A 23,438-nucleotide genomic window follows, 5' to 3' on the forward strand; every position below is an offset into this window, starting at 1 on the left:
CACCCGGCCTAAAAGGTCGGCTTGAGCGACGGCAGCGCCAGCGCCGCCACGCCACGCAGAGTCGCCTTGAACATGTCGAAGAAGTCAAAGTAGTCGCGCCACAACGTGATTCGGCCGTTGTGCACCTCGAACACGCCGCACACCCAGAACTGCAGGCGCAGCGGCCCGACGATCAGCGCGTCGGTGCGTTCGGTGAGCACCGCGGCGCCGTCGGCGGCGATGCGGTGAATCTTCACCTCGAAGCCGGCGCGGCCCTCCATCCTGCGGAACAGCTTGATCGCTCTGGCGCGGCCGTGGATGGTCGGCAGGCCAACGTTCTCGTACACCAGGTTGTCGTCCAGCGCCGCCTCAGCGGCCTCCAGATCCGAATCTTGCAGGGCGTTCAGGAATCCCTCGACCGTGCGGATGTTCGTCACGCCTGTGCCAGTCAGCTCGGTCATGTTCCCAGCGTATTCGATCGCTGTGCGCGGCGGTCCGGCGCTGTGGCAGGGTAGGGCCGATGCGCGTCGCCGTGGTAGCCGGGCCGGATCCCGGGCACTCGTTCCCCGCCATCGCGCTGTGCCGGCGCTTCCGCGACGCGGGCGACGAGCCCACACTGTTCACCGGCGAGGAGTGGATCGGCGCCGCCCGCAACGCAGGGGTGGACGCCCTGGGGCTGGACGGGCTGGTGGCGACCGACGAGGACGTCGACGCCGGGGCCAGGATCCACCGGCGCGCGGCCCGAATGGCGAAGCTCAACGTGCCCGCGCTGCGCGAGCTGGCGCCCGACGTGGTGGTCTCCGACGTCATCACCGCCGGCGGCGGGATGGCCGCCGAGCTGTTGGGCATCCCGTGGATCGAGCTCAACCCGCATCCGCTGTACCTGCCGTCGAAGGGACTGCCGCCGATAGGCAGCGGCCTGGCGCCGGGCGTCGGCTTCCGCGGCCTGCTGCGCGACACCACCATGCGGGCGCTGACGGCACGATCGTGGCGCGCCGGCATCAAGCAGCGCGGCGCCGCTCGGCTCGAGATCGGGCTGCCCGCCGTCGACCCCGGACCGCTGCGGCGCCTCATCGCCACGCTGCCCGCCCTGGAGGTTCCCCGCCCAGACTGGCCCGACGAGGCCGTCGTCGTAGGCCCGTTGCACTTCGAGCCGACCGATCGGGTGCTGCAAATCCCGGCCGGCTCCGGGCCGGTCGTGGTGATCGCGCCCTCGACCGCGGTGACCGGGACCGCCGGGCTGGCCGAGGTCGCGCTGGGCTGCCTGACGCCGGGGAAGACGCTGCCGGCGGGATCGCGCCTGGTGGTCTCGCGCCTGTCCGGGCCGGAGCTGGCGCTGCCGCCGTGGGCGGTGGCCGGGCTGGGACGCCAGTCCGAGTTACTGACGCAGGCCGACCTGGTGATCTGCGGCGGCGGCCACGGGATGGTCGCCAAGACGCTGCTGGCCGGGGTGCCGCTGGTGGTGGTGCCCGGCGGCGGCGATCAGTGGGAGATGGCCAACCGGGTGGTGCGCCAGGGGAGTGGACGGCTGATCCGTCCGCTGAGCGCCGACGCGCTGGTCGCCGCGGTGGATGAGGTGCTGTCGTCGCCCGGGTACCGGGCGGCCGCGCAAAAGGCCTCCGCCAGCGTCGCCGACGTCGCCGATCCGGTGCGGGTCTGCCACGACGCGCTGGCGCTCGCGGGCTAACCGGCCCGCCGACAAGCCCAGTATCTTGGCTGACGTGCGGCTGACGGAGTTCAACGAACGGGTTGTCCTGCGCTTCGGCGCGGCGTACGGCGCGTCGGTGTTGGTGGATCACGTGCTCAGCGATTTTGGCGGCCGGACCGCCGCCCAGGCGATCGAGGACGGCATCGAGCCCCGCGACGTCTGGCGGGCGCTGTGCGTCGATTTCGACGTTCCGCGCGAACAGTGGTGAGCCTCATCTGCGGTGGGGCCGCCGGGTTTGGCGGAACACGCAATCGCCGCAGACGTTCCTGCCGGGGACGCGGTAGAACAGGCAGCAGCTGCGGCGCCTGAAGTCCAGGTGCGGGCCGGTGATCACGCCGGAGCCGGCCAGCATGCCGGTGTCGAGCAGGGCGTCGGTCATTTCCAGGATCGGTGCGCGCAGGTCGGGCCGCGCCGAGAGCAGCGCCCGCGACGCCCCGACCAGCGCGGACGCGATGTTGCCCGCCAGCAGCGCGGGGGCCAGCTTGACCCGCAGCCCGGCGGTGAGCGGTTTCATGTGCTGCTTGACGACGAGGCGATACAGCACGTCGGCCGAAGACGGGTCGAAGGGCCGCCCGACGGGTTCGGGCAGTCGCAGCCGTGCCCCGTCGTCGGCGCGTTGCAGGTCCTTGAGGTCCGGAACGACGCCGTGGCCCAGCGCGCACCCGAGCACGGGGGACCACAGCCGGGTGGCGTGGCCGAGATGAACCAGCGAGGCGCCGATGCGCAGGTCCGTGGTGCGGTAGCGGCGGGCCGTGGCGTCGACCAGGTCGGTGAAGCCGTCGGCGTAGGACTGCCGGACCGGATGCCATCCCGCCGCGTCACCGCCCAAAGTAAGCGCGAAAAACCCTCTATAGGAAGATATTTCGGCCAGCTCACCAGAGATGTCCATGCGCAATCACCCTCTCTGGGGAAATCCGCCCCAGTTGTGTTGAGGAAGCGCCGACGGTGAGTATCTGGCTCTCGGGTTGGGACGTGCCCAATCCCGATCACAGTGGCGGGACCGCACCGGATTCACACCGGTTTCCTCAGGCTTGAGAGGGCCCCGTCGGCGCCTTTTCTGTCGAGCCGATGTTGCCACACGCGGTTTCCCGCGAACGGCGTGTCCACTTGAATCGAACAGGTGTTCGGCTACTGTGGTGAACGTTCGGAGATCGACTTGTCGGACCCCGCGCCTAGTGTCACGGCCAATCGACCGATACCGGTCAGAAGAACACACCGACGATAGGAAGAGGCACCATGACGCAAGCCCCCGACCGCGAGAAGGCTCTCGAGCTGGCGATGGCCCAGATCGAAAAGAGCTACGGCAAAGGATCGGTGATGCGTCTCGGCGACGAGATGCGTCAGCCGATCTCGATCATCCCGACCGGATCCATCGCACTGGACGTGGCCCTGGGCATCGGCGGCCTGCCGCGCGGCCGGGTGGTGGAGATCTACGGCCCGGAGTCCTCGGGAAAGACCACCGTGGCGCTGCACGCGGTGGCCAACGCCCAGGCCGCCGGCGGCGTGGCGGCGTTCATCGACGCCGAGCACGCCCTGGACCCCGACTACGCCAAGAAACTCGGCGTGGACACCGATTCGCTGCTGGTCAGCCAGCCCGACACCGGGGAGCAGGCCCTCGAGATCGCCGACATGCTGATTCGCTCCGGCGCGCTGGACATCCTGGTCATCGACTCGGTGGCGGCCCTGGTGCCGCGCGCGGAGCTCGAAGGCGAGATGGGCGACAGCCACGTCGGCCTGCAGGCCCGGCTGATGAGCCAGGCGCTGCGGAAGATGACGGGCGCGCTCAACAACTCGGGAACCACGGCGATCTTCATCAACCAGCTCCGCGAAAAGATCGGGGTGATGTTCGGCAGCCCCGAAACCACCACGGGTGGAAAGGCTTTGAAGTTCTACGCGTCGGTGCGCTTGGACGTGCGCCGGATCGAGACGCTCAAGGACGGCACCAACGCGGTCGGCAACCGCACCCGGGCCAAGGTCGTCAAGAACAAGGTGGCGCCGCCGTTCAAGCAGGCCGAATTCGACATCCTCTACGGCAAGGGCATCAGCCGCGAGGGGTCGCTGATCGACATGGGTGTGGATCAGGGCTTCATCCGCAAGTCCGGATCCTGGTTCACCTACGAGGGCGAGCAGCTCGGCCAGGGCAAGGAGAACGTCCGCAACTTCCTGATGGAAAACGGCGACGTGGCCAACGAGATCGAGAAAAAGATCAAGGAAAAGCTCGGCATTGGCGCGGTCGTGACCGATGATGACGTCCTGCCCGCCCCAGTCGACTTCTGAGCCCTCCCGCGAAGAGCAGGCGCGGGCGTTGTGCCTGCGCCTGCTCACCGCGAGAGCGCGCACGCGCGCCGAGTTGGCCGGCCAGCTGTCCAAGCGCGGCTACCCCGACGACGTCCGGGAGCGGGTGCTCGACCGGCTGGCCGCCGTCGGCCTGATCGACGACGCCGACTTCGCGCAGCAGTGGGTGCGATCCCGGCGGGCGAAGGCCGGCAAAAGCAGGCGCGCCCTGGCCGCCGAGCTGCACACCAAGGGCGTCGACAACGACGTGATCACCGCGGTGCTGGGCGGGATCGACGCCGGCGCCGAGCGGGACCGCGCCGAGCAGTTGGTGCGGGCCAAGCTGCGGCGGGAAGCCCTGAACGGGGACGACACGCGGCTGGCTCGCCGGCTGGTGGGCATGCTGGCCCGCCGCGGCTACAGCCCGAACCTGGCGGCTGAGGTCGTCTTCGCCGAGCTGGCCGCCGAACGGGAGCGTCGCCGCGTGTAGCTGCGGGTTCATCCCGTGGGACCCGCCCGCCGTAGCATTGCCCCGTGACTTCCATGGTGGCGCGAGACGATGCTGCCGCCCCGGCGGCGGCATCGGCGCGCACCTACCAGGTCCGCACGTACGGCTGTCAGATGAACGTCCACGACTCCGAGCGACTGGCGGGTCTGCTGGAGGCGGCCGGCTATCGGCGGGCGGCCGACGGTGCCGACGCGGACGTGGTGGTGTTCAACACCTGCGCCGTCCGCGAGAACGCCGACAACAAGTTGTACGGCAACCTCAGCCACCTGGCTCCGCGCAAGCGCGGAAACCCCGACATGCAGATCGCGGTCGGGGGCTGCCTGGCCCAAAAAGACCGCGAGGCGCTGTTGCGCAAGGCGCCGTGGGTCGACGTCGTCTTCGGCACCCACAACCTGGGATCGCTGCCCACGCTGCTCGACCGGGCCCGGCACAACAGGGTCGCGCAAGTTGAAATCGCCGAGGCGCTGCAGCAGTTCCCGTCGTCGCTGCCGAGCGCCCGCGAATCCGCTTACGCCGCATGGGTTTCCATCTCCGTCGGATGCAACAACAGCTGCACCTTCTGCATCGTCCCGTCGCTGCGGGGCAAGGAGGTCGACCGCAGCCCGGCCGACATCCTCGCCGAGGTGCGGTCGCTGGTCGACGACGGCGTGCTCGAAATCACCCTGCTGGGCCAGAACGTCAACGCCTACGGGGTGTCCTTCGCCGACCCGGCGCTGCCCCGCAACCGGGGCGCGTTCGCCGAGCTGCTGCGCGCCTGCGGTCGCGTCGACGGGCTGGAACGCGTGCGGTTCACCTCACCGCACCCGGCCGAGTTCACCGGCGACGTCATCGAGGCGATGGCGCAGACGCCGAACGTCTGCCCGGCCCTGCACATGCCGCTGCAGTCGGGATCCGACCGGGTGCTGCGCGCGATGCGGCGGTCCTACCGCGCCGAGCGCTATCTGGGCATCATCGAGCGGGTTCGGGCGGCCATGCCGCACGCGGCCATCACCACCGACCTGATCGTCGGATTCCCCGGCGAAACCGAAGACGACTTCGCGGCGACCCTCGATGTGGTGCGGAAGGCCCGGTTCGCGGCGGCGTTCACCTTCCAGTACTCCAAGCGGCCCGGCACGCCCGCCGCCGAACTCGACGGCCAGGTGCCCAAAGCCGTTGTGCAGGAACGCTACGAGCGGCTGGTCGAGCTGCAGGAGCAGATCTCGCTGGACGGCAACCGCGCGCTGATCGGGCGGACCGTCGAATTGCTGGTCGCCACCGGCGAGGGACGCAAGGACGCCCGCACGGCGCGGAAAACCGGCCGGGCACGCGACGGCCGGCTGGTGCACTTTGCCGTCGACGAAGCCGGGAACACGGACGTGCGGCCGGGCGACATCGTCACCGCGGTGGTCACCGAGGCCGCCCCGCACCACCTCATCGCGGACGGGGGCGTCCTGACCCATCGCCGCACGCGCGCGGGCGACGCGCACGCGGCCGGCCAGCGCCCGGGCACCATCGGACTTGGCCTGCCCACCGTCGGCCCGCCCGCCAACCCGCTCGAATCCCAAGGATGTGCCCGATGAAGAAAGAACACACCGACCTCGACGCGCTACGGACCGAGATCGACGACGCCGAACGCCGGGTGGCCCGCGAAATCGACCCCGGCCCAAGGGCCGTCGTGGTCGCGATCCTGGTGTTCGTGCTGCTGGGCTCGTTCATCCTGCCCCACACCGGCGCGGTGCGGGGATGGGACGTGCTGTTTTCCAGCCACGGGGCCGGTGCCGCCGCGGTGGCCCTGCCGTCGCGGGTGTTCGCCTGGCTGGCGCTGGTGTTCGGCGTGGGCTTCTCGACGCTTGCGTTGCTGACCCGGCGCTGGGGGCTCGCGTGGGTCGCGCTGGCGGGTTCGGGGATCGCGGCCGCCGCCGGGTTGTTGGCCGTGTGGTCACGCCAGACCGTGGCGGTCGGGCATCCCGGACCCGGGGTCGGGCTGATCGTCGCATGGATCACCGTGATGGTCTTGACGTTTCAGTGGGCGCGCGTGGTGTGGTCGCGCACCGTCGTGCAACTGGCCGCCGAGGAGCAGCGCCGCCGGGTCGCCGCCCAGCAGCAGTCGAAGACTTTGCTGGAAAGCCTGCACACCGACGAGCAGGACAAGCCCGAAGACTAGGGTCGGCGAGTCAGCGCCTCGGCGGCCGCCTCGGCCCACTGCCGCCACTGTTCGGCGTTGGCCTTGGCCTGTTCGGCCTCCTTGGCCCGACCGGCCGCCTCCGCCTTGCGGGCCTGCTGCTCGTACTGCTCGGCGCGAATCCGGAACTGCTCGGCCCGGGCCTGGGCCTGGGGATCGGACCAATCCGCGTCACCGGCGTCGCGCACCCTCTTCTCGACCGCGCGCAGGCGTCGCTCCAACTCGGCGGACCGTTCCCGCGGCACCCTCCCGATCGCGTCCCACTTGTCGGCGATGGACCGCAGCGCGGCCCTGGCCGCATCCAAGTTGCTGGTGTCGAGCCTTTCCGCTTCGGCCAGCAGCGCCTCTTTGGCGGTGGCGTTGGCCGCCAGCTCGGCGTCCTTTTCCGCGTGCGCCGCGTTGCGGGCGGTGAAGAACGAGTCCTGGGCGGCCTTGAAGCGACGCCACAGGGCGTCGTCGACCTCCCTGGTCGTCCGCCCCGCCGCCTTCCATTCGGTGAGCAGCTTGCGGAAGTCCGCGCTGGTGGCGGTCCAGTCCGTCGAACCTGCCAACTCCTCGGCGCGCTCGCAGAGGCGTTCCTTCGACTGGCGTACGCCTGAGCGCTCCCGGTCCAATTCGGCGAAATGCGATCCCCGCCGCCGGTTGAACGTGTCCCGGGCCGCCGAATAGCGCTTCCACAACGCGTCGTCGACTTTTCGGTCCAGGCCGGTGATCGTCTTCCACTCGTCGAGGATCGCGCGGAGCCGGTCGCCGGCGGCCTTCCATTGGGTGGCGTTGGCGGCCAGGTCCTCGGCTTCGGCGGCCAGCGCCTCCTTGCGGGCGGTCTGGGCGGCCCGATGCTCCTCGCGCTTGGAGCGGTCTGCGGCGATCGTCGCGTCGGCGTGCTCGACGAGGCTGGTCAACCGGGTCGCGAGCGCGTCGAGGTCGCCCAGCACGGACGCCGTCGGCAACGTTTCGGCCAGCGCCGACGCGTGGGCCTTGATCTTGCGGGCGTCGCCCGTCCCCGAGGCCAGCCGCTCCTCCATGAGCGTCACCTCGGTGCTCAGGTCGTCGAATCGGCGCCCGAAGTGGGCGAACGCCGCCTCAGGGTCGCCGGCCTGCCAGGACCCGACGACGCGCTCGCCGGCCGAGCTGATGAGCCATACCGTGCCGTCGTCGTCGACGCGTCCAAACCGGTGCGGATCGCTGCGCGCGGGGGCCACCACCGCGTACGGGGTGGGCCGCGGCCCCGCGCTCACGGGCCGGGGACCCGGACGCGGTCCGGGGCGTGGTGCCGGCTTGGGTGGATCGCCGCCACGCGGCTCGTCGGCCGTCATCCTTCCGTCACCACCCTTCTGCCAACACTTTCGCGCGGTCCGGTGTCCCGCGCGCCCGCCGCGCGAAGCGGCACCGGTACGGCGCTAGTAAATCGTTCCCACAGTATTCAAGCAGCTTGGCGGGCGGCGCGCGCCTACCATTCCCGGGGCCGGTCACCGCGTGGGCCGCGGGGCCGATAACAGTTCGGTTCCACGGTCGCTTCGGCCGTGCGTCGGCGTCGCTCGCCCCGGTACCGTGAGGGGCGCGACTGCTGTTCGGGGTGGGGCCAAGGGCGGACCGCGCGCCTGTACAAAGGTTTGCCAGGGGCGCACTATTGATGGGCCGTCGGGGCGGAAGCCGGTCGAGAACCGGCGCTGCCGCACTACAGTTGTCGTTGAACTGCGAACGAACAATGCGTGACACACAGCTTGCGGACGGAACGCTGGTGTCGAGTGAGGGGGTCCGATGTCGAAAGTCGACATCGCTGCGCTGATCGCCCTGTGCGCGGCGCTGGCCTCGGCGGTCGGCGATGTGATCCGGCAGCGCTCGGCCCACGAGATCACGGACAAGGAAGTCGGCCACCTCGAGCTGTTCCGGATGTCGTTGCGCGACAAAAAGTGGTGGCTGGGCGGCCTGGCGGCGATCACCAATTACAGCTTGCAGGCCGGGGCCCTGGCCTGGGGCTCGGTGGTGATGGTGACGGCGCTGCAGGTGACGGCGCTGCTGTTCGCCTTGCCGATCTACGCGCGGCTGTCCCATCAGCGCGTGACGCGTTGGGAGTGGGTCTGGGCCGTCGTGCTGGCCGCGGCGCTGGCGGTGGTCATCGCCGTCGGAGACCCGGCGTCCGGGCAGCAGCGCGCGTCGCTGCAAACGTGGCTCATCGTCGCCGCCGTGCTGGGCCCGGTGCTGGTGGTGTGCGTAGTGGCGGCGCGGATCTGGTCCGGTCGTCCAGTCGCGGCGGTGCTGCTGGCGGTGGTGGCCGGTTCGTCGCTGGCGCTGTTTGCGGTGCTGACCAAGGGCGTCGTCGAGGTGGCCGAGAACGGCCTGGGGGCCGTGGTGCGGGCACCCGAGTTCTATCCGTGGTTGGTGGTGGCCCTGTGCGGAATGATCTTCCAGCAGTCCGCCTTCCGTGCCGGCGCGCTGACCGCGTCGCTGCCGACCATGACCGTGGCCAAGCCGGTGGTGGCCGGCGTGCTCGGGGTTACCGTGCTCGGTGAGACGCTCGGGGCCACCGGTCCGGCGGCGATCGCCCTCGTCTCGGCGATCGCCCTGGTGATCATCGCGACCGTCGCGCTGGCCCGGGGCGAGGCCGCCGCGATAGTCGCCGAGACGGGGCGAGACGTGGTCCAGTCGGCGGACGCCATCGGTGCGCAGGAGCCGCCCGGCCACGGACCGGTGTCTCAGAGCCCGGTGCGGCCGGGCTGACACCGCGTTTCGACTGTCGTTAGTTTGGTGGCGTGCTGGGCGCCATCGCGATCGTTCCCTCCGCGCCGCTGCTCGTCCCCGAGCTCGCCGGGGCGGCCGCCGCCGAGGTGGCCGACCTGAACGCCGCGGTGCTGGCCGCGGCGGCCCTGCTGCCGCCGCGCTGGATCGCCGTCGGCGCCGGGCCGGCGGACCTCGTCATCGACCCCGACAGCCCCCACTCCAGCGGCACCTTCGCCGGCTTCGGCGTGGACGTGCGGGTCCACCTGTCGCCGCGGGCCCACGACCCCGTCGAGTTCCCCGTCTGCGCGCTGCTGGCCGCCTGGGTGCGCGGCCAGGCCCAACCCGAAGCCAGCGTGCAGATGCGCGTCTACCGCGGCGACTACGACGCCCGCGCCGCGCTGGCCCTGGGCAGGCGGCTGCGCGCCGAGATCGACCGGGCGCCGGATCCGGTCGGCGTGCTGGTGGTGGCCGACGGCGCCAACACCCTGACACCGGCCGCCCCCGGCGACCACCACCCCGGCGACGCCGACGCGCAGCTGGCCCTCGACGACGCGCTGGCCAACGGCGATGTCGCCGCGCTGACCGGGCTCCCGCCGCAGATCCTGGGGCGGGTCGCGTTCCAGGTGCTGGCCGGGCTGGCCGAGCCGGGGCCGCGAACGGCCAAAGAGCTCTACCGGGGGGCGCCGTACGGCGTGGGCTACTTCGCCGGCGCCTGGCAGCCATGAAACGAACCGGGCGGCCGCTCGCGATCATCGGCCCCACCGGGACTGGCAAGTCGCAACTGGCGCTCGACTTTGCCGAACGGGTCGAGCGGCTCGGCATCGAGGTAGAGATCGTGAACGCCGACGCCATGCAGCTCTATCGCGGCATGGACATCGGCACCGCCAAGCTGCCCGTCGAAGCGCGCCGCGGCATTGCCCATCATCAGCTCGACGTCCTGGACGTCACCGAGACCGCCACCGTCGCCCGCTATCAGCGGGCCGCCGCCGCGGACATCGAAGCGATCGCCGCCCGGGGCGCGGTCCCGGTGATCGTGGGCGGCTCGATGCTCTACGTCCAAGCCCTGCTGGACGACTGGTCGTTTCCCGCGACCGATCCCGAGGTGCGGGCGCGCTGGGAGCGGCGCCTCGCCGAGGTCGGGGTGGGCGAGCTGCACGCCGAGCTGGCCCGCCGCGACCCGGCGGCGGCCGCCGCGATCCTGCCCACCGACGGCCGGCGCACGGTGCGCGCCCTGGAGGTCGTCGAGCTGACCGGCCGGCCGTTCGCCGCGTCGGCGCCGCGCATCGGCGCCCCGCGCTGGGGCACCGCGATCGTCGGATTAGACTGCGACACAACGCTTCTCGACGAGCGGCTGGCGCGGCGCACCGACGCGATGTTCGATCAGGGCCTGGTCGAGGAGGTCCGCGGCCTGCTGCGTCGAGGCCTGCGTGAGGGGGTCACTGCTTCGCGCGCGCTGGGCTACGCGCAGGTGCTGGCCGCGCTCGACGCCGGCGGCGGGGACGACGAGCTGCGCGACGCGCGGGAGCAGACGTATGTGGGCACCCGGCGCTACGTGCGGCGGCAGCGGTCGTGGTTTCGCCGGGATCACCGGGTGCGCTGGCTCGACGCCTCAGCAGCCGCGGCCGACCGCGCCCGCCTCGTCGACGACGTGTTGCGGGCCTGGCAGCACGTAGGCTGAACAGGTGATCGCCGACGACGATGATGCCGGCGCAGCCGGGATTGAGGAGCGGCGCACTTGATTTTCGCCAAGGGCCACGGCACCGAGAACGACTTCGTGCTGCTGCCCGACCTCGCCGCCGAGCTGGCGCTCTCCCCCGACCGGGTGGCCGCGCTGTGCGACCGGCGCCGGGGGTTGGGCGCCGACGGGGTGCTGCGGATCACCACCGCGGGCGCCGCCGCGACGGCCGGCGTGCTCGAGCGCCTGCCCGACGGCGTCGGCGCGGACGACTGGTACATGGACTACCGCAACGCCGACGGGTCGACCGCGCAGATGTGCGGCAACGGCGTGCGGGTGTTCGCCCACTACCTGCGCGCCAGCGGGCTGGAGTCCCGCGACGAGTTCGTCGTCGGGTCGCTGGCCGGGCCGCGGCCGGTCACCCTGCACCGCGCCGGGGACACCGACGCCGACGTCACCGTCGACATGGGCAAGGCCAACCGGCTGGGCGCCGGGCAGGCGATAGTCGGCGGCAGGCGGTTCACCGGCCTGGCGGTCGACGTGGGCAACCCGCACCTGGCCTGCGTGGACGCGCGGCTGAGCGGCGAGGAACTCGCGGCCCTGGACGTGGCGGCGCCGGTGCAATTCGACGCCGCGCAGTTCCCCGACGGCGTCAACGTCGAGGTGCTCACGGCACCGGCCGCGGGTTCGGTGCGGATGCGGGTCCACGAGCGCGGGGTCGGCGAAACCCGCTCCTGCGGCACCGGGACGGTCGCCGGCGCGGTCGCCGCGCTCGCCGAGACCGGCGCCGACACCGGCACGCTCACCGTGCGCGTGCCCGGCGGCGACGTCGTCGTCACCATCACCGACGCCACCAGCTACCTGCGCGGACCGTCGGTCCTGGTCGCCCGCGGCGAGATCAGCGAGGAATGGTGGCGCGCCCAGCAGCGTTAAATCACGTGCGCGACACCGATTTCGCGTGCACTATTGCTAATTGCCTATGACATATCCCGAATCTCTCAACGAAGCTCATCCGCTCACGGAGCCAAGCGCCGGTGAGCTCGCCCTCGAAGACCGATCGGCGCTGCGCCGGGTCGCCGGGCTGTCCACCGAACTGGCCGACGTCTCCGAGGTCGAATACCGCCAGCTGCGGCTGGAACGCGTTGTCCTGGTGGGCGTGTGGACCGAGGGCAGCGCCGCCGACAACCGGGCCAGCATGGCCGAGCTCGCGGCCCTGGCCGAAACCGCCGGCTCCCAGGTCCTCGAAGGGCTCATCCAGCGCCGCGACCGGCCCGACCCGTCGACCTACATCGGCTCGGGCAAGGCCGCCGAGCTGCGCCAGGTGGTCGTCGCGACCGGCGCCGACACCGTCATCTGCGACGGTGAGCTTTCCCCCGCGCAGCTCACCGCGCTGGAAAAGGCGGTCAAGGTCAAGGTCATCGACCGCACCGCGCTGATCCTCGACATCTTCGCCCAGCACGCCACCAGCAGGGAGGGCAAGGCGCAGGTGTCGTTGGCCCAGATGGAGTACATGCTCCCGCGGCTGCGTGGCTGGGGTGAGTCGATGTCCCGGCAGGCCGGCGGCCGCGCCGGCGGCAGCGGCGGCGGGGTGGGCCTGCGCGGTCCCGGTGAGACCAAGATCGAGACCGACCGCCGCCGCATCCGCGAACGGATGTCCAGGCTGCGCCGCGACATCAAGGACATGAAGCAGGCCCGTGACACCCAGCGCAGCCGCCGCCTGCACAGCGATATGCCCTCCATCGCCATCGTCGGCTACACCAACGCGGGCAAGTCCAGCCTGCTGAACGCGCTCACCGGGGCCGGCGTGCTGGTCCAGGACGCGCTGTTCGCCACCCTGGAACCCACCACCCGGCGGGCCGAATTGGAAGACGGGCGCCCGTGCGTGCTCACCGACACCGTCGGGTTCGTCCGGCACCTGCCCACCCAGCTGGTCGAGGCGTTCCGCTCGACGCTGGAAGAGGTCGTCGACGCCGACCTGCTGGTGCACGTGGTCGACGGCTCCGACGCCAACCCGGTGGCCCAGATCAACGCGGTGCGCCAGGTGATCACGGAGATCTTCGCGGAGATCGCCGACCATAACGCCGCCGCGCCGCCGGAGCTGCTGGTGGTCAACAAGGTCGACGCCGCAAGCGATCTGACGCTGGCCAAGCTTCGTCACGGGCTGCCCGGGGCGATGTTCGTCTCCGCCCACACCGGCGAGGGGATCGACGCGCTGCGGCGGCGCATGACCGAACTCGCCGCGCCCACCGACACCGCCGTGGACGTGGTGATCCCCTATGACCGCGGGGACCTGGTGGCCCGCCTGCACGCCGGGGGCCGTGTCCAGCAGGAGGAGCACAACGCCGACGGCACGCGGATCAGGGCCCGCGTCCCCGTCGCCCTGGCCGCCAGCCTGCGGGAGTTCGCCGCCCGCTGAATCGCCTCGCCGGCCGACCCAGCCACCTGCCAACCAACCGTCTGGTTGGTATATGTTGGGCGCCAGAGGTCACGTTCGCCGGAGGTCAGCGGAGGTTGTTCATGAGCACGGCCATCAAATACCAGCGCACGCTGTTCGAGCCGGAGCACGACTTGTTCCGCGAGTCCTACCGCGGCTTCCTCGACCGCCACGTCGCGCCCTATCACGACGAGTGGGAGAAGGCCAAGATCGTCGACCGCGGAGTCTGGCTCGAGGCGGGCAAGCAGGGCTTTTTGGGCATGGCGGTGCCCGAAGAGTACGGCGGCGGCGGCAACTCCGACTTCCGGTACAACACGATCATCACCGAGGAGACCACCGCCGGGCGCTACAGCGGGATCGGTTTCGGCCTGCACAACGACATCGTCGCCCCCTACCTGCTGGCCTTGGCCACCGAAGAGCAAAAGCAGCGCTGGCTGCCCAAGTTCTGCACCGGCGAGCTGATCACCGCGATCGCGATGACCGAGCCGGGCACCGGCAGCGACCTGCAGGGCATCAAGACCCGCGCCGTCAAGCAGGGCGATCACTACGTGCTGAACGGCTCAAAGACGTTCATCACCAACGGAATCAACTCCGATCTGGTGATCGTCGTCGCGCAGACCGACCCCGACAAGGGCGCGCAGGGCTTTTCGCTGCTCGTGGTCGAACGCGGCATGGAGGGCTTCGAACGCGGCCGGCACCTGGACAAGATCGGGCTGGACGCGCAGGACACCGCCGAGCTGTCGTTCACCGACGTGCACGTGCCGGCCGAAAACCTGCTCGGCGAGCAGGGTCTGGGGTTCATCTACCTCATGCAGAACCTGCCGCAGGAACGGATCTCGATCGCCATCATGGCGGCCGCGGCGATGGAACAGGTGCTGGAGCACACGCTGCAATACACCAAGGAGCGCAAGGCCTTTGGCAAGCCGATCGGCAGCTTCCAGAACAGCCGTTTCGTCCTCGCCGAGCTGGCCACCGAGGCCACCCTGGTGCGGATGATGGTCGACGAGTTCGTCCGCCTGCACCTGGACCACAGGCTGACCGCCGAACAGGCCGCCATGGCCAAGTGGTACTCCACCGAGAAACAGGTGCAGCTGATCGACCGCTGCCTGCAACTGCACGGAGGCTACGGCTACATGCGCGAATACCCTGTCGCGCGAGCGTATCTGGACGCCCGGGTGCAGACGATCTACGGCGGCACCACCGAGATCATGAAGGAGATCATCGGCCGCAGCCTGGGGGTTTGACGGCACAATCCCGCAGTGGCGCAAACGATGCCGCGGCGGCCGGGAGAAAAAGAATGGCGCAATTCGGCGTTTTCGCCGGGTAGATCGCCACTCAGCTAACGTCTTCGGTTAACGTCGGCACATGCGTTCGAAGTATGTCGACACCGCGGCTTTGTCACGCGGCGGCATTTGTGCCGTTCCGGGCCGGCGATGGCGGAGCCGGTCTCGATACGGGCGTGGTCCGGCATCATTTCGACATCGGCGCGGTCTCCGTTTCCGCACTATTCGTGATTTGACTTCGCATTTATCGTCGGCAGGAGCAAAGTTATGCGCGCCCGGCGATAATTCGGTTTGCCACGGGGTAATTTCCCGCGGCGGGGTTACGACCGGCGCGCAGGGTCTGCAGGGTGCGGGCATGGCCGAAGATAGGGGCCAATGCGTCGGCTGGGAGGCTGGGTGAACGGGCAGAGAGGTCGAATGCGCAAGCTGGTGGGGCGCGCCCTGCTCAGCATGGCGACAACGGTGGTGGCCGCCGCGTTGCTGGCCCCGGCAGTCTCGGCGTCTCCGATCGGCGACGCCGAGGCCGCGATGATGGCCGCGTGGGACAAGGCAGGCGGCGACACCTCACCGCTCGGCGCCAGGAAGGGCGATGTCTACCCGGCCGGTGACGGGTTCGCCCTGGACTTTGACGGCGGCAAGATGTTTTACACCACCGAGACCGGCGCCAAGTTCCTCTACGGGCCGATCCTGGACAAATACGAGTCGCAGGGCGGTCCGGCCACCAGCGATCTGGGCTTCCCGAGTATCAACGAGGTGCCCGGCTTGGCGGGACCCGACAGCCGCGTCGCCACCTTCTCGGCCAGCGACAAGCCGGTGATTTTCTGGACGCCCGACCACGGCGCGTTCGTCGTGCGGGGCGCCCTCAACACCGCGTGGGACAAGCTGGGCAGCTCGGGCGGCGTCCTGGGCGCTCCGGCGGCCGACGCAACCTACGACGGCGACCTCACGTCGCAGAAGTTCAGCGGCGGCGAGATCTCCTGGAACCGCAAGACCAAGGAGTTCACCACCAACCCCGCGGCCCTGGGCGACCAGCTGAAGGGCCTGCAGGTGGCGGTCGATCCGGCCGCGGCCATCAACATGGCATGGCGCGCTGCCGGCGGGGCGAGCGGCCCGCTGGGCGCCAGGCAGGGCGGAACGTATCCCATCGGCGGCGACGGCGTCGCCCAGAACTTCACCGGCGGCAAGGTGTTCTTCACCCCGGCCACCGGCGCGAACGCGCTCGAAAGCGACGTCCTGGCCAAATACGAGTCCCTGGGCGGCCCCGTCGGCAGCGACCTCGGGTTCCCCATCGCCAACGAGTCCGACGGCGGCTTCGGACGATCCAGCCGGGTCGCCACGTTCTCCGCCGCCGACAAGCCGGTGATCTTCTGGACCCCCGACCACGGCGCGTTCGTCGTGCGCGGCGCCATGAAGGCCGCGTGGGACAAGCTCCGCGGTCCGGCCGGCAAGCTGGGCGCCCCGGTCGGCGACCAGGCCGTGGACGGCGACGTGGTTTCCCAGCAGTTCACCGGCGGCAAGGTCTCCTGGAACCGGGCGAAGAACACTTTCGCCACCGACCCGTCGAACCTGGCGCCGTTGCTGTCCGGCCTTCAGGTGTCCGGACAGAACCAGCCGAGCACGGCCGCGATGCCCTCCCACGGCAAGAAGTTCACCTGGCACTGGTGGTGGCTGCTTGCCGCCGTCCCGGTGCTGGTGCTGATCGTGCTGTCGGCACTGGTGGCGATGGGATGGCGCCGGCGGCGCAGCGCCCGCCGGGGCACCGACGGCTACCAGCCCGAGCACGACGTGGACGCCGGTTACGAACCCGCGGACGACGGGCATTGGGCCCGCGACGACGCCGAGGGGGCCACCGAGCACCTCCAGTTCGGCGACGCGCACCAGCTCGAAGACCAGCCGCCGACCGACGCCGGGCGGGTCAGCTGGGGCCGCGGGGCCGCGTTTGCCGCAGACCTGGCGGAGGATGCCCAACCGGGGGACTACCGGGCCGAAGCGCCGCACGAATTGGACGAGGGCGCAAGCCATTTCGACGAGCGAGGCACCGAAGAGGAAGACCCCGACGCGGTGGACACCGATTCCATCCCCGTCGTCTCGCAGGCCGCCCTGGCCGAGGCCGGCTATGCCGATGTGCCCGAGGAGGCCGACTACGCGGAGGCGGACTACCCGGAGGCCGTCTCCGAGGACGCCTTTGAGGACGCCGAGTATGCCGAGTATGCCGAGTATCGCGACGTCGTCGTCCCGCGCACCCCTCCCGATGCCGCCTACCGTGACGCGGGCGTCCCGGTAGTGGCCGAACCGGAGGAGGCCTACCCGGACGTCGCCCACCCGGATGTCACGTACTCCGAGGCCGCCGCCCCGGAGGCGGAGGTGTCCGACGGCGAGCTCGCCGAAGCCGTCCCGGACGGCGAGCCCAGAACCGGCCGGCACGCGGCCGCCGACGCCGAAGCAGGGCCCGAAGCGGCCGGCGCGGGACCCGGCCCCGCGGGGCGACCCACGATCCACCTGCCGCTGGACGACCCCTACCAGGCGCCCGACGGGTATCCGATCAAGGCCAGCGCCCGGTTCGGCCTGTATTACACCCCGGGCAGCGAGCTGTACCACGACACGCTCGCCGAAATCTGGCTGTCCAGCGAGGAAGTCGCGCAGGCGAACGGCTTCATCAAGGCCGACTGAGCGCGGCGCTAGACCTTGCGGATCACCGTGACGACCTTGCCGAGCACGGTCGCGTCGTTGCCCGGTATCGGGTCGAACGCGGGGTTGTGCGGCATCAGCCACACCTGACCGCCGGCGCGCTTGAACGTCTTGACGGTGGCCTCTCCGTCGATCATGGCCGCGACGATGTCGCCGTTGTCGGCGACGTGCTGCTGCCGCACGACGACCCAGTCGCCGTCACAGATCGCGGCCTCGACCATCGAGTCGCCCACCACCTTGAGCAGAAACAGCGTGCCCTCGCCGACCAGCTCGCGCGGCAGCGGGAAGACGTCCTCGACGGCCTCTTCGGCCAGGATCGGCCCGCCGGCCGCGATCCGCCCGAGGACGGGAACGTAGGTGGGCTCCGGCAGGGCGTCCGACCCGGCGACCTCGGTGACCGGCGCCGCCGGCGCGCCTGCTTCGTCGGCGCCGCGGACGTCGACGGCCCGGGGGCGGTTCGGGTCGCGGCGCAGGTAGCCCTTGCGCTCCAGGGTGCGCAACTGGTGGGCCACCGAGGAGGTCGAGGTCAGTCCGACGGCGTCACCGATTTCCCGGATGCTCGGCGGGTAGCCGCGGCTGGTGACCGACGCGCGGATGACGCTCAAGATGGTGCGCTGCCGTTCGGTCAGCGATGAATCCGTGGAATGCAACCGGCCGGCCGGGCCGGCCGATGAGGTGTCGTTGCTGTCGCTCATGCACCGAATGTAGCCGCACCGTGCCCGAGAATCAAACATGTGTTCGACTGGCGTGTCGCGGCGCCGCCGGGCCCGCCGGACGGGCCTAGAACTCATCCGAATAACAAGCGTGTAACTCTTCGGCGCATCGGGTACTTCAACCCCATGTCAGTTGTTGCACCGGCGAACTTGTCGGTGAGGTGCCCTAGCGTTTTGCTCGTGCGACACGCTTCGCTCAAATGTTCGGACTTCGAACACACGAGCGACTATGGTCGAACATGCGAGCGAGAACTAGTTGACCGGAGGAACGCAGATGACAATCATCCACACAGCCGCGCCGCGTACCGGCAGCGTTCGGCGCCCGGGCTCGTTCCCCAGCGGACCGGTGCAAGGTCTTCGTCCGGGCCGCGATGGCCTGGCCCGCTCCCGCAGGCCGGGCCCGTCCCGGCCTGCGGTCGCGCCGCCGCGCTACCACGGCACCGGCGTCGCGATGTCCGTCGCGCCGCATCGCCGGCGTCCCGTCACGGTGGCGACGACGTTGGGCCTGGCCCTGGCCGCCGGCCTGATCACCCTGTGGCTGGGCCTCGTCGCCAACCTCGGCCAGGCGGTCAACGGCGACACCGCGGGGTCGGCCGCCCCGGTACCGGACCGGCTGGCCGTGGTGCGGGTTGAGCCGGGGGAGTCGCTGCAGGACGTCGCGCACCGGGTGGCGCCGGACGCGCCGGCGCGCCAGGTCGCCGACCGCATCCGCGAGCTCAACGACCTGAGCTCACCGGGGGTGGTGGCGGGCCAGACCCTGATCGCGCCGGTCGGCTGACGTTGCCCGCGCGGGTGGGCGCACGGGTACGCTCGGGGTGTTCGGCGAACCCGTATGTCGGCACGGCAAAGGAGCGGTCATGCACTGTCCGTTCTGCCGTCATCCCGATTCCCGGGTGATCGACTCGAGGGAAACCGATGAGGGCCAGGCCATTCGGCGCCGCCGGTCGTGTCCCGAATGCGGACGGCGTTTCACCACCGTGGAGACCGCGGTGCTCGCCGTCGTCAAGCGCAGCGGCGTCACCGAACCGTTCAGCCGGGAGAAGGTCATCAAGGGTGTCCGCCGGGCCTGCCAGGGCCGCCAGGTGGACGAGGACGCGCTGAATATGCTTGCGCAGCAAGTGGAAGACACGGTGCGCGCCGCCGGGTCGCCCGAGGTGCCCAGCCACGAGGTCGGCCTGGCCATCCTCGGCCCGCTACGCGACCTCGACGAGGTGGCCTACCTGCGGTTCGCCTCGGTGTACCGGTCGTTTTCGTCCGCCGAGGACTTCGAGCGCGAGATCGAGGCGCTGCGCGCGCACCGCAAAGCGCCGACGGATCCGGAGCCGGCCACTCGCTAGGCTGGCGGTCATGCCGCCCGACTTGCATCCCGATCTGGAGGCGCTGGCACCGCTGCTGGGGACATGGGCCGGCCGCGGCTCTGGCTTCTACCCGACGATCCAGCCGTTCGAGTATGTCGAGGAAGTCGTCTTCGCCCATGTCGGCAAGCCGTTCCTGACCTACTCGCAAAAGACCAAGGCGGTCGCCGACGGCCGGCCCTTGCACGGCGAAACGGGATATTTCCGCGTGCCCCACCCGGGCGCCGTGGAGCTGATCGTCGCCCACCCGAACGGCATCACCGAGATCGAGACCGGCACGTACACGCTGGCCGGCGGCCGCATCGACGTGGAGCTGTCGAGTACGGCGATCGGGCTGGCCCCGAGCGCCAAAGAGGTTACCGCCCTTGGCCGTTCGCTACGCATCGACGGCGACGAGCTGTCCTACACGCTGCGCATGGGTGGCGTGGGACAACCCCTGCAGGACCACCTGGTGGCCGTGCTGCACCGCCAGGGCTGAGCGCGGCGGGGAAGTCAATCCGGCTTCCGGTCGTCGTGTGGGGCGGCGCGCTGACGTTCGCGCCGCCGCGCCCGAGATGCTCGCAGGTTCGCCGCGTTCCCACATGTCTTCACGTTGCACCACCTCCCGCTATTGTTCCTCGAGCGGTCGTAAAATGTTGTCCCGCATAGGGATTTATGGCATTGCTTGATCCGTTTCCACGTGTCGTCCCGCTGACTGAGGCAGATCTCGCTGAACAGGGCAGATGCCAGCCAACGCCAGCCGCTGCCGGTTGGCTCCGTCCGGAGCACACCGGAGTTGGACAACGAGAACGCTCCGTAAACGGAGCTGACACAGCGCATCTGTCGCCTATCCGGTGACCTATTGTTAACCACTTTCGCAATCGCGTCGCGCAGGTCCCGCAGTTGCGCCAGATCCGCTGCATTTAGTGACGGCGGTTGAGCATCGACATCTCGCAGCTTCACCCATTTGGACACCGCACCGGCGCACCATTCTGCTGCCAGGTCGACGTCGGCCAACAGATCGGTGCAGTACCCCTGGACGGGGGCGGTGTTGAGGAATTGCTGAACCAAAACCAGGCCGCCGGGCGCGACCCCGAATCTGCCCCGCTGGGACTCAAAAGGTTGTGAAGGCATCGCGTTGCCGAGCGCAGCGCCGCGCAGGTGACCCCAATCATATTCGCCGCCAAGGTTCGAAGGCCGCTGACTTGTCTTGTCACGGTGTTACGCCAGCGCTGCCGCTGGCCTCCAACTGTAAGACCTTGATGTAGGAATCTTCGGCCAAGCGACCGGCGATCACCGACCCTGACGGCCCAGCACCGCACACGATGACATCGTGATCGTGCCGCGGTTCCAACATAGTGTCCACGAAGCTCTCCTGATCATTGTTTCGGAATCCTTATCGATATCTACAAGATGCGTCGAAAAATTTTGCGGTTCACCGTAACTCAAGGACTTCACGACGGCTCGCTGTTACCGGCGAACCCATATCGATGCAATCACAGGTGTGGGGCACGAACCGCGCACGGCCGCAACGGTTTCTACGGTTACCTCCAATGCCTGACGGATAACCAGGGGCAGTAATCGACATGCGCGCCGAGCATCTGGCACCTGGACGCGGCTGCACACCTGGCTCCGTGAGCTGCTGGGCCGCCGTGGCCGTGGTCAGACCATGATCAGTCGAGTGGCCGCTGCTAGGCCGCCGCCGTTTTAAGGCCTAGCGTTAGGTGCAGCCAGCGGCCCATTTCCGCGATGGCGCGGTCCACCTCGTCAACGCGGCCGGCTCCCATGATGAAGGAATGCTGGCCCTCCTTAACCCGCCGAACGATGACGTCGTTGCCCGCATCCCTTGCCTTTTGGGAGAAAGCGACGGCGTCCGAGGCGAGCAGTTCGTGCTCGCCGTAGTACACCGCAATGGGAGGCAATCCCGACAAGTCGGCTGCCAGCAGGTGCACCCGCGGGTCGGTGAATTCCACCCCGGTTCCGTCGAGCCAGCATGACCGGAACAGCTCGAGCAACGCCGGCGTGAGCAGCTTGTCCCGCTCGGCGTTGGCTTTGATGGAATCCCCCGATAGCGTGACGTCCGTCCACGGAGAAATGGACAAAACGGCACCGGGTAGTGCCTCTCCGCGATCTCGCAGACGCAGAGCAAGTTCGACTGCGAGATAGCCGCCGATCGAGTGGCCGACACTGGCAATCTTGTTGGGGCGGTAGCCCTGGTCGAGCAGCCAGCGGTAGGCGCTTTCGACGTCTTCGACTTGCGCCGGGTACTTGTGTTCCGGGGAACGCCGGTAGTTCAGTACTAGTGAGCGCGCGCCGGCCGCCTTCGCAAGGTGGCCGGCTGCCTTCCGGTCGGAATGCATCGACATCAGCACGCTGCCACCCATATGTGTGTGCAACAGCACTGATTCGGGGTCGCCGTCCACGGGGATGCACCACAAGGCCTCAACCCCGCCGGCGTCCACCTCGGCATAGGTGACGCCTTCGGGTTCCTTCGTTGCCAAATGAATGTTCTCGGTGACATCACGAATCGTTTCAAGCCCAAAGTTGGCATCCGAAGATCGCCTTGCGATCTCTGCCAGAAAATCTGCGAAATCAACCGCCTGCTTGCTTGCCATCCAACTGCCGTTCGTCGTAGTTTATAGGATCACGACCACTATATAACGTGTTCTATCCCGTGGCCAGCTCTAGTCGTTCATACCTGCGAGGTATGGCGGACTATCCCGATTCGGTATTGGACGGCATTAGACACATTGTGAAAACGTCTTGGTTGCAGACTATTTCGAGGGGTGATGAGGAGTGCTGCGTCAGGACGTCACGATCGATGCCGAAGGAGCCACTCTCCACGCGTGGTGGTACCCCGGGCGGCGAGACCGCCGAGCGGGCATGGCGAGTCCTTGTGTGGTCATGGCGCACGGATGGACGTCAACGAAGAAGATGCACCTCGACAAGTTCGCCGAGGTGTTCGCGGCGGCGGGACTATGCGTGGTGGTCTTCGACCATCGGGGCTGGGGCGAGTCGGGGACGGCGCCCGGCAAGCCACGTCACGAAGTCGACCCTTGGGAGCAGGTCCGCGATTACCAACATGCGATCACTTTTGCGCAGAACCGATCCGAAGTCGACCCCGATCGCATCGGCGTCTGGGGTACGAGCTTCTCGGCGGCGCACGCGTTCGTTGTGGCCGCGATCGACAGGCGAGTTCAAGCCGTTTGCGGCCAGGCGCCGTTCATCAGCGGCCGGGCTACCTATGCCAACCTTGTCCGGGTGAACAATCAGGTGGTCGGCCCGGAGCGGTTCACCGCGGACCGGCGAGCTCGCGCTCGCGGCAGCCCGGCGGAGATGGTGCCAGTCGTAGGGGCGGATCCGGCCACGCTGGTGGGCCTGCCCACCTCGGACGCCTACGCCTTCTTCACCGAGGCGCGCACCACTTTGGATCCGCAGTGGCCGAACGAGGTGTCGTTGCGCAGCCTGGACAACTTCTACGGGTACGAACCGGCGCCCTACCTGCCCGACATCACTCCGACGCCGCTGCTCATGATCGTCGGGCGCGAGGACGGCTTGACAGGTGGGAGCCTGGCGGCGGCCGCGTACCAGACCGCGGCCGAACCAAAGAAGATCGTCTTCGTGTCGGGCGGTCACTTCGCGGCGTACACCGGTGACGGGTTCAAGCTGGCGGCGGGGGCCGCGCGGGACTGGTTTGCAACGCACCTTGGCTAGGAGAAGCGCGCGTCGAACAACCCAATTTGTTGAAATGCGCGGTGATTCCGGCGTTCTGTTACCCCGACCGTGAGGGGTTGACCCCGTCCGGGTCGAGCGGCCGGCCATCATGGTCCCCGGTGTCATGCAGGGTGCATGGCCCGACCGCACGCTCAGCCCTGGGTTTTGGCCTCACGGTCGGGGTAACAGAACGCCGGAATCACCGCGCATTTCAACAAATTGGGTTGTTCGACGCGCGCTTCTCCT

24 protein-coding genes and 1 riboswitch are annotated in these 23,438 nt (G+C 69.3%); of the genes, 18 read left to right on the top strand and 6 right to left on the bottom strand.

Annotated features, from left to right (window positions below; all coding sequences use genetic code 11):
* Nucleotides 1-8 precede the first annotated feature (8 nt).
* Nucleotides 9-440: a limonene-1,2-epoxide hydrolase gene (locus A5764_RS12335; protein ID WP_067113701.1), complete on the bottom strand. Its 432-nt coding sequence runs from the start codon at nt 438-440 to the stop codon at nt 9-11.
* A 59-nt stretch (nt 441-499) separates the two neighbouring features.
* Here A5764_RS12335 and A5764_RS12340 point away from each other — a divergent pair, with 59 nt between their 5' ends.
* Together A5764_RS12340 and A5764_RS12345 are read left to right on the top strand one after the other, a co-directional pair.
* Complete coding sequence (locus A5764_RS12340) at nt 500-1,666, top strand: glycosyltransferase (RefSeq protein WP_067113703.1); 1,167 nt, start codon at nt 500-502, stop codon at nt 1,664-1,666.
* A 22-nt stretch (nt 1,667-1,688) separates the two neighbouring features.
* Nucleotides 1,689-1,895 (top strand): DUF3046 domain-containing protein, encoded by a 207-nt coding sequence (locus A5764_RS12345; protein WP_197501344.1) that lies wholly within the window; start codon nt 1,689-1,691, stop codon nt 1,893-1,895.
* A gap of 3 nt (nt 1,896-1,898) precedes the next feature.
* Here the strand turns inward: A5764_RS12345 and A5764_RS12350 are convergent, their stop codons facing one another.
* The gene (locus A5764_RS12350; protein ID WP_067113708.1) at nt 1,899-2,576 is read right to left on the bottom strand and encodes a (2Fe-2S)-binding protein; all 678 of its coding nucleotides are present in this window, start codon (nt 2,574-2,576) and stop codon (nt 1,899-1,901) included.
* A gap of 37 nt (nt 2,577-2,613) precedes the next feature.
* Nucleotides 2,614-2,749: riboswitch (cobalamin riboswitch) on the bottom strand.
* Between the two features lie 174 nt (nt 2,750-2,923).
* Here A5764_RS12350 and recA point away from each other — a divergent pair.
* The 4 genes from recA to A5764_RS12370 are packed head-to-tail and all read left to right on the top strand — an operon-like array spanning nt 2,924 to nt 6,612.
* On the top strand, nt 2,924-3,964 hold the full coding sequence (gene recA / locus A5764_RS12355) for a recombinase RecA (protein WP_067113710.1): 1,041 nt from the start codon (nt 2,924-2,926) through the stop codon (nt 3,962-3,964).
* Nucleotides 3,930-4,451 carry a recombination regulator RecX gene (gene recX / locus A5764_RS12360; protein WP_067113712.1) on the top strand — a complete coding sequence of 174 codons (522 nt, stop codon included), beginning with the start codon at nt 3,930-3,932 and terminating at the stop codon, nt 4,449-4,451. The genes recA and recX overlap by 35 nt, the downstream gene beginning before the upstream one ends.
* 53 nt (nt 4,452-4,504) lie before the next feature.
* Nucleotides 4,505-6,028: a tRNA (N6-isopentenyl adenosine(37)-C2)-methylthiotransferase MiaB gene (gene miaB, locus A5764_RS12365; protein ID WP_067113715.1), complete on the top strand. Its 1,524-nt coding sequence runs from the start codon at nt 4,505-4,507 to the stop codon at nt 6,026-6,028.
* Nucleotides 6,016-6,612 carry a hypothetical protein gene (locus A5764_RS12370; protein WP_067113717.1) on the top strand — a complete coding sequence of 199 codons (597 nt, stop codon included), beginning with the start codon at nt 6,016-6,018 and terminating at the stop codon, nt 6,610-6,612. Before miaB ends, A5764_RS12370 begins: the two co-directional genes overlap by 13 nt.
* Here the strand turns inward: A5764_RS12370 and A5764_RS12375 are convergent.
* Nucleotides 6,609-7,946 carry a DUF349 domain-containing protein gene (locus tag A5764_RS12375; RefSeq protein WP_067113719.1) on the bottom strand — a complete coding sequence of 446 codons (1,338 nt, stop codon included), beginning with the start codon at nt 7,944-7,946 and terminating at the stop codon, nt 6,609-6,611. The genes A5764_RS12370 and A5764_RS12375 overlap by 4 nt on opposite strands.
* 445 nt (nt 7,947-8,391) lie before the next feature.
* On the opposite strand from A5764_RS12375, the gene A5764_RS12380 reads away from it, so the two are divergent.
* The 7 genes from A5764_RS12380 (at nt 8,392) to A5764_RS12410 (ending at nt 17,413) form a co-directional block, all read left to right on the top strand.
* Nucleotides 8,392-9,351 carry a DMT family transporter gene (locus tag A5764_RS12380; RefSeq protein ID WP_067113721.1) on the top strand — a complete coding sequence of 320 codons (960 nt, stop codon included), beginning with the start codon at nt 8,392-8,394 and terminating at the stop codon, nt 9,349-9,351.
* 32 nt (nt 9,352-9,383) lie between these two features.
* On the top strand, nt 9,384-10,076 hold the full coding sequence (locus tag A5764_RS12385) for a hypothetical protein (protein WP_067113723.1): 693 nt from the start codon (nt 9,384-9,386) through the stop codon (nt 10,074-10,076).
* Entirely contained in the window at nt 10,073-11,029 is a 957-nt protein-coding gene (miaA, locus tag A5764_RS12390) for a tRNA (adenosine(37)-N6)-dimethylallyltransferase MiaA (RefSeq protein WP_067113724.1), read from the top strand. Before A5764_RS12385 ends, miaA begins: the two co-directional genes overlap by 4 nt.
* Nucleotides 11,030-11,086: 57 nt before the next feature.
* Nucleotides 11,087-11,959, top strand: coding sequence for a diaminopimelate epimerase (gene dapF / locus A5764_RS12395; RefSeq protein WP_067113726.1), 873 nt, complete (start codon nt 11,087-11,089; stop codon nt 11,957-11,959).
* Nucleotides 11,960-12,005: 46 nt separating this feature from the next.
* On the top strand, nt 12,006-13,442 hold the full coding sequence (gene hflX, locus A5764_RS12400) for a GTPase HflX (RefSeq protein WP_067113728.1): 1,437 nt from the start codon (nt 12,006-12,008) through the stop codon (nt 13,440-13,442).
* 101 nt (nt 13,443-13,543) lie between these two features.
* Entirely contained in the window at nt 13,544-14,704 is a 1,161-nt protein-coding gene (locus A5764_RS12405) for an acyl-CoA dehydrogenase family protein (RefSeq protein WP_067113730.1), read from the top strand.
* Between the two features lie 435 nt (nt 14,705-15,139).
* Nucleotides 15,140-17,413, top strand: a complete 2,274-nt coding sequence (locus A5764_RS12410; RefSeq protein WP_369807310.1) for a hypothetical protein — start codon at nt 15,140-15,142, stop codon at nt 17,411-17,413.
* 8 nt (nt 17,414-17,421) lie between these two features.
* On the opposite strand, the gene lexA is transcribed toward A5764_RS12410, so the two are convergent.
* A complete protein-coding gene (gene lexA / locus A5764_RS12415; RefSeq protein ID WP_067113734.1) occupies nt 17,422-18,126 on the bottom strand; it encodes a transcriptional repressor LexA in 705 nt (234 codons plus the stop codon).
* A gap of 292 nt (nt 18,127-18,418) precedes the next feature.
* On the opposite strand from lexA, the gene A5764_RS12420 reads away from it, so the two are divergent.
* From A5764_RS12420 to A5764_RS12430, 3 genes are all read left to right on the top strand, one after another.
* On the top strand, nt 18,419-18,922 hold the full coding sequence (locus A5764_RS12420; RefSeq protein WP_067113735.1) for a LysM peptidoglycan-binding domain-containing protein: 504 nt from the start codon (nt 18,419-18,421) through the stop codon (nt 18,920-18,922).
* A gap of 79 nt (nt 18,923-19,001) precedes the next feature.
* On the top strand, nt 19,002-19,481 hold the full coding sequence (gene nrdR, locus A5764_RS12425) for a transcriptional regulator NrdR (protein WP_067113737.1): 480 nt from the start codon (nt 19,002-19,004) through the stop codon (nt 19,479-19,481).
* 10 nt (nt 19,482-19,491) lie between these two features.
* Complete coding sequence (locus A5764_RS12430) at nt 19,492-19,977, top strand: peroxynitrite isomerase (protein WP_067113739.1); 486 nt, start codon at nt 19,492-19,494, stop codon at nt 19,975-19,977.
* Between the two features lie 14 nt (nt 19,978-19,991).
* Here A5764_RS12430 and A5764_RS27445 read toward each other — a convergent pair whose 3' ends face one another.
* Nucleotides 19,992-20,495, bottom strand: a complete 504-nt coding sequence (locus A5764_RS27445; protein WP_231989692.1) for a CGNR zinc finger domain-containing protein — start codon at nt 20,493-20,495, stop codon at nt 19,992-19,994.
* On the opposite strand from A5764_RS27445, the gene A5764_RS29370 reads away from it, so the two are divergent.
* On the top strand, nt 20,415-20,606 hold the full coding sequence (locus A5764_RS29370) for a hypothetical protein (protein ID WP_067113741.1): 192 nt from the start codon (nt 20,415-20,417) through the stop codon (nt 20,604-20,606). The genes A5764_RS27445 and A5764_RS29370 overlap by 81 nt on opposite strands.
* Nucleotides 20,607-21,169: 563 nt before the next feature.
* Here A5764_RS29370 and A5764_RS12440 read toward each other — a convergent pair.
* On the bottom strand, nt 21,170-22,093 hold the full coding sequence (locus A5764_RS12440) for an alpha/beta hydrolase (RefSeq protein ID WP_067113743.1): 924 nt from the start codon (nt 22,091-22,093) through the stop codon (nt 21,170-21,172).
* A 181-nt stretch (nt 22,094-22,274) separates the two neighbouring features.
* On the opposite strand from A5764_RS12440, the gene A5764_RS12445 reads away from it, so the two are divergent.
* Nucleotides 22,275-23,192, top strand: a complete 918-nt coding sequence (locus A5764_RS12445) for an alpha/beta hydrolase (protein ID WP_255361078.1) — start codon at nt 22,275-22,277, stop codon at nt 23,190-23,192.
* Nucleotides 23,193-23,438: the final 246 nt, after the last annotated feature.

The sequence above is a fragment of the Mycobacterium sp. 852002-51057_SCH5723018 genome, from assembly GCF_001667035.1.
In the GTDB taxonomy this organism is placed as follows: Bacteria; Actinomycetota; Actinomycetes; order Mycobacteriales; family Mycobacteriaceae; genus Mycobacterium.

Bases quoted from the DNA above. Each gene is read 5' to 3' on its own strand.
- A5764_RS12335 (WP_067113701.1), bottom strand. From the start codon at position 440: ATGACCGAGCTGACTGGCACAGGCGTGACGAACATCCGCACGGTCGAG.
- A5764_RS12340 (WP_067113703.1), top strand. From the start codon at position 500: ATGCGCGTCGCCGTGGTAGCCGGGCCGGATCCCGGGCACTCGTTCCCC.
- A5764_RS12350 (WP_067113708.1), bottom strand. From the start codon at position 2,576: ATGGACATCTCTGGTGAGCTGGCCGAAATATCTTCCTATAGAGGGTTT.
- recA (WP_067113710.1), top strand. From the start codon at position 2,924: ATGACGCAAGCCCCCGACCGCGAGAAGGCTCTCGAGCTGGCGATGGCC.
- recX (WP_067113712.1), top strand. From the start codon at position 3,930: ATGATGACGTCCTGCCCGCCCCAGTCGACTTCTGAGCCCTCCCGCGAA.
- miaB (WP_067113715.1), top strand. From the start codon at position 4,505: ATGGTGGCGCGAGACGATGCTGCCGCCCCGGCGGCGGCATCGGCGCGC.
- A5764_RS12370 (WP_067113717.1), top strand. From the start codon at position 6,016: ATGTGCCCGATGAAGAAAGAACACACCGACCTCGACGCGCTACGGACC.
- A5764_RS12375 (WP_067113719.1), bottom strand. From the start codon at position 7,946: ATGACGGCCGACGAGCCGCGTGGCGGCGATCCACCCAAGCCGGCACCA.
- A5764_RS12380 (WP_067113721.1), top strand. From the start codon at position 8,392: ATGTCGAAAGTCGACATCGCTGCGCTGATCGCCCTGTGCGCGGCGCTG.
- miaA (WP_067113724.1), top strand. From the start codon at position 10,073: ATGAAACGAACCGGGCGGCCGCTCGCGATCATCGGCCCCACCGGGACT.
- hflX (WP_067113728.1), top strand. From the start codon at position 12,006: ATGACATATCCCGAATCTCTCAACGAAGCTCATCCGCTCACGGAGCCA.
- A5764_RS12405 (WP_067113730.1), top strand. From the start codon at position 13,544: ATGAGCACGGCCATCAAATACCAGCGCACGCTGTTCGAGCCGGAGCAC.
- lexA (WP_067113734.1), bottom strand. From the start codon at position 18,126: ATGAGCGACAGCAACGACACCTCATCGGCCGGCCCGGCCGGCCGGTTG.
- A5764_RS12420 (WP_067113735.1), top strand. From the start codon at position 18,419: ATGACAATCATCCACACAGCCGCGCCGCGTACCGGCAGCGTTCGGCGC.
- nrdR (WP_067113737.1), top strand. From the start codon at position 19,002: ATGCACTGTCCGTTCTGCCGTCATCCCGATTCCCGGGTGATCGACTCG.
- A5764_RS12430 (WP_067113739.1), top strand. From the start codon at position 19,492: ATGCCGCCCGACTTGCATCCCGATCTGGAGGCGCTGGCACCGCTGCTG.
- A5764_RS12440 (WP_067113743.1), bottom strand. From the start codon at position 22,093: ATGGCAAGCAAGCAGGCGGTTGATTTCGCAGATTTTCTGGCAGAGATC.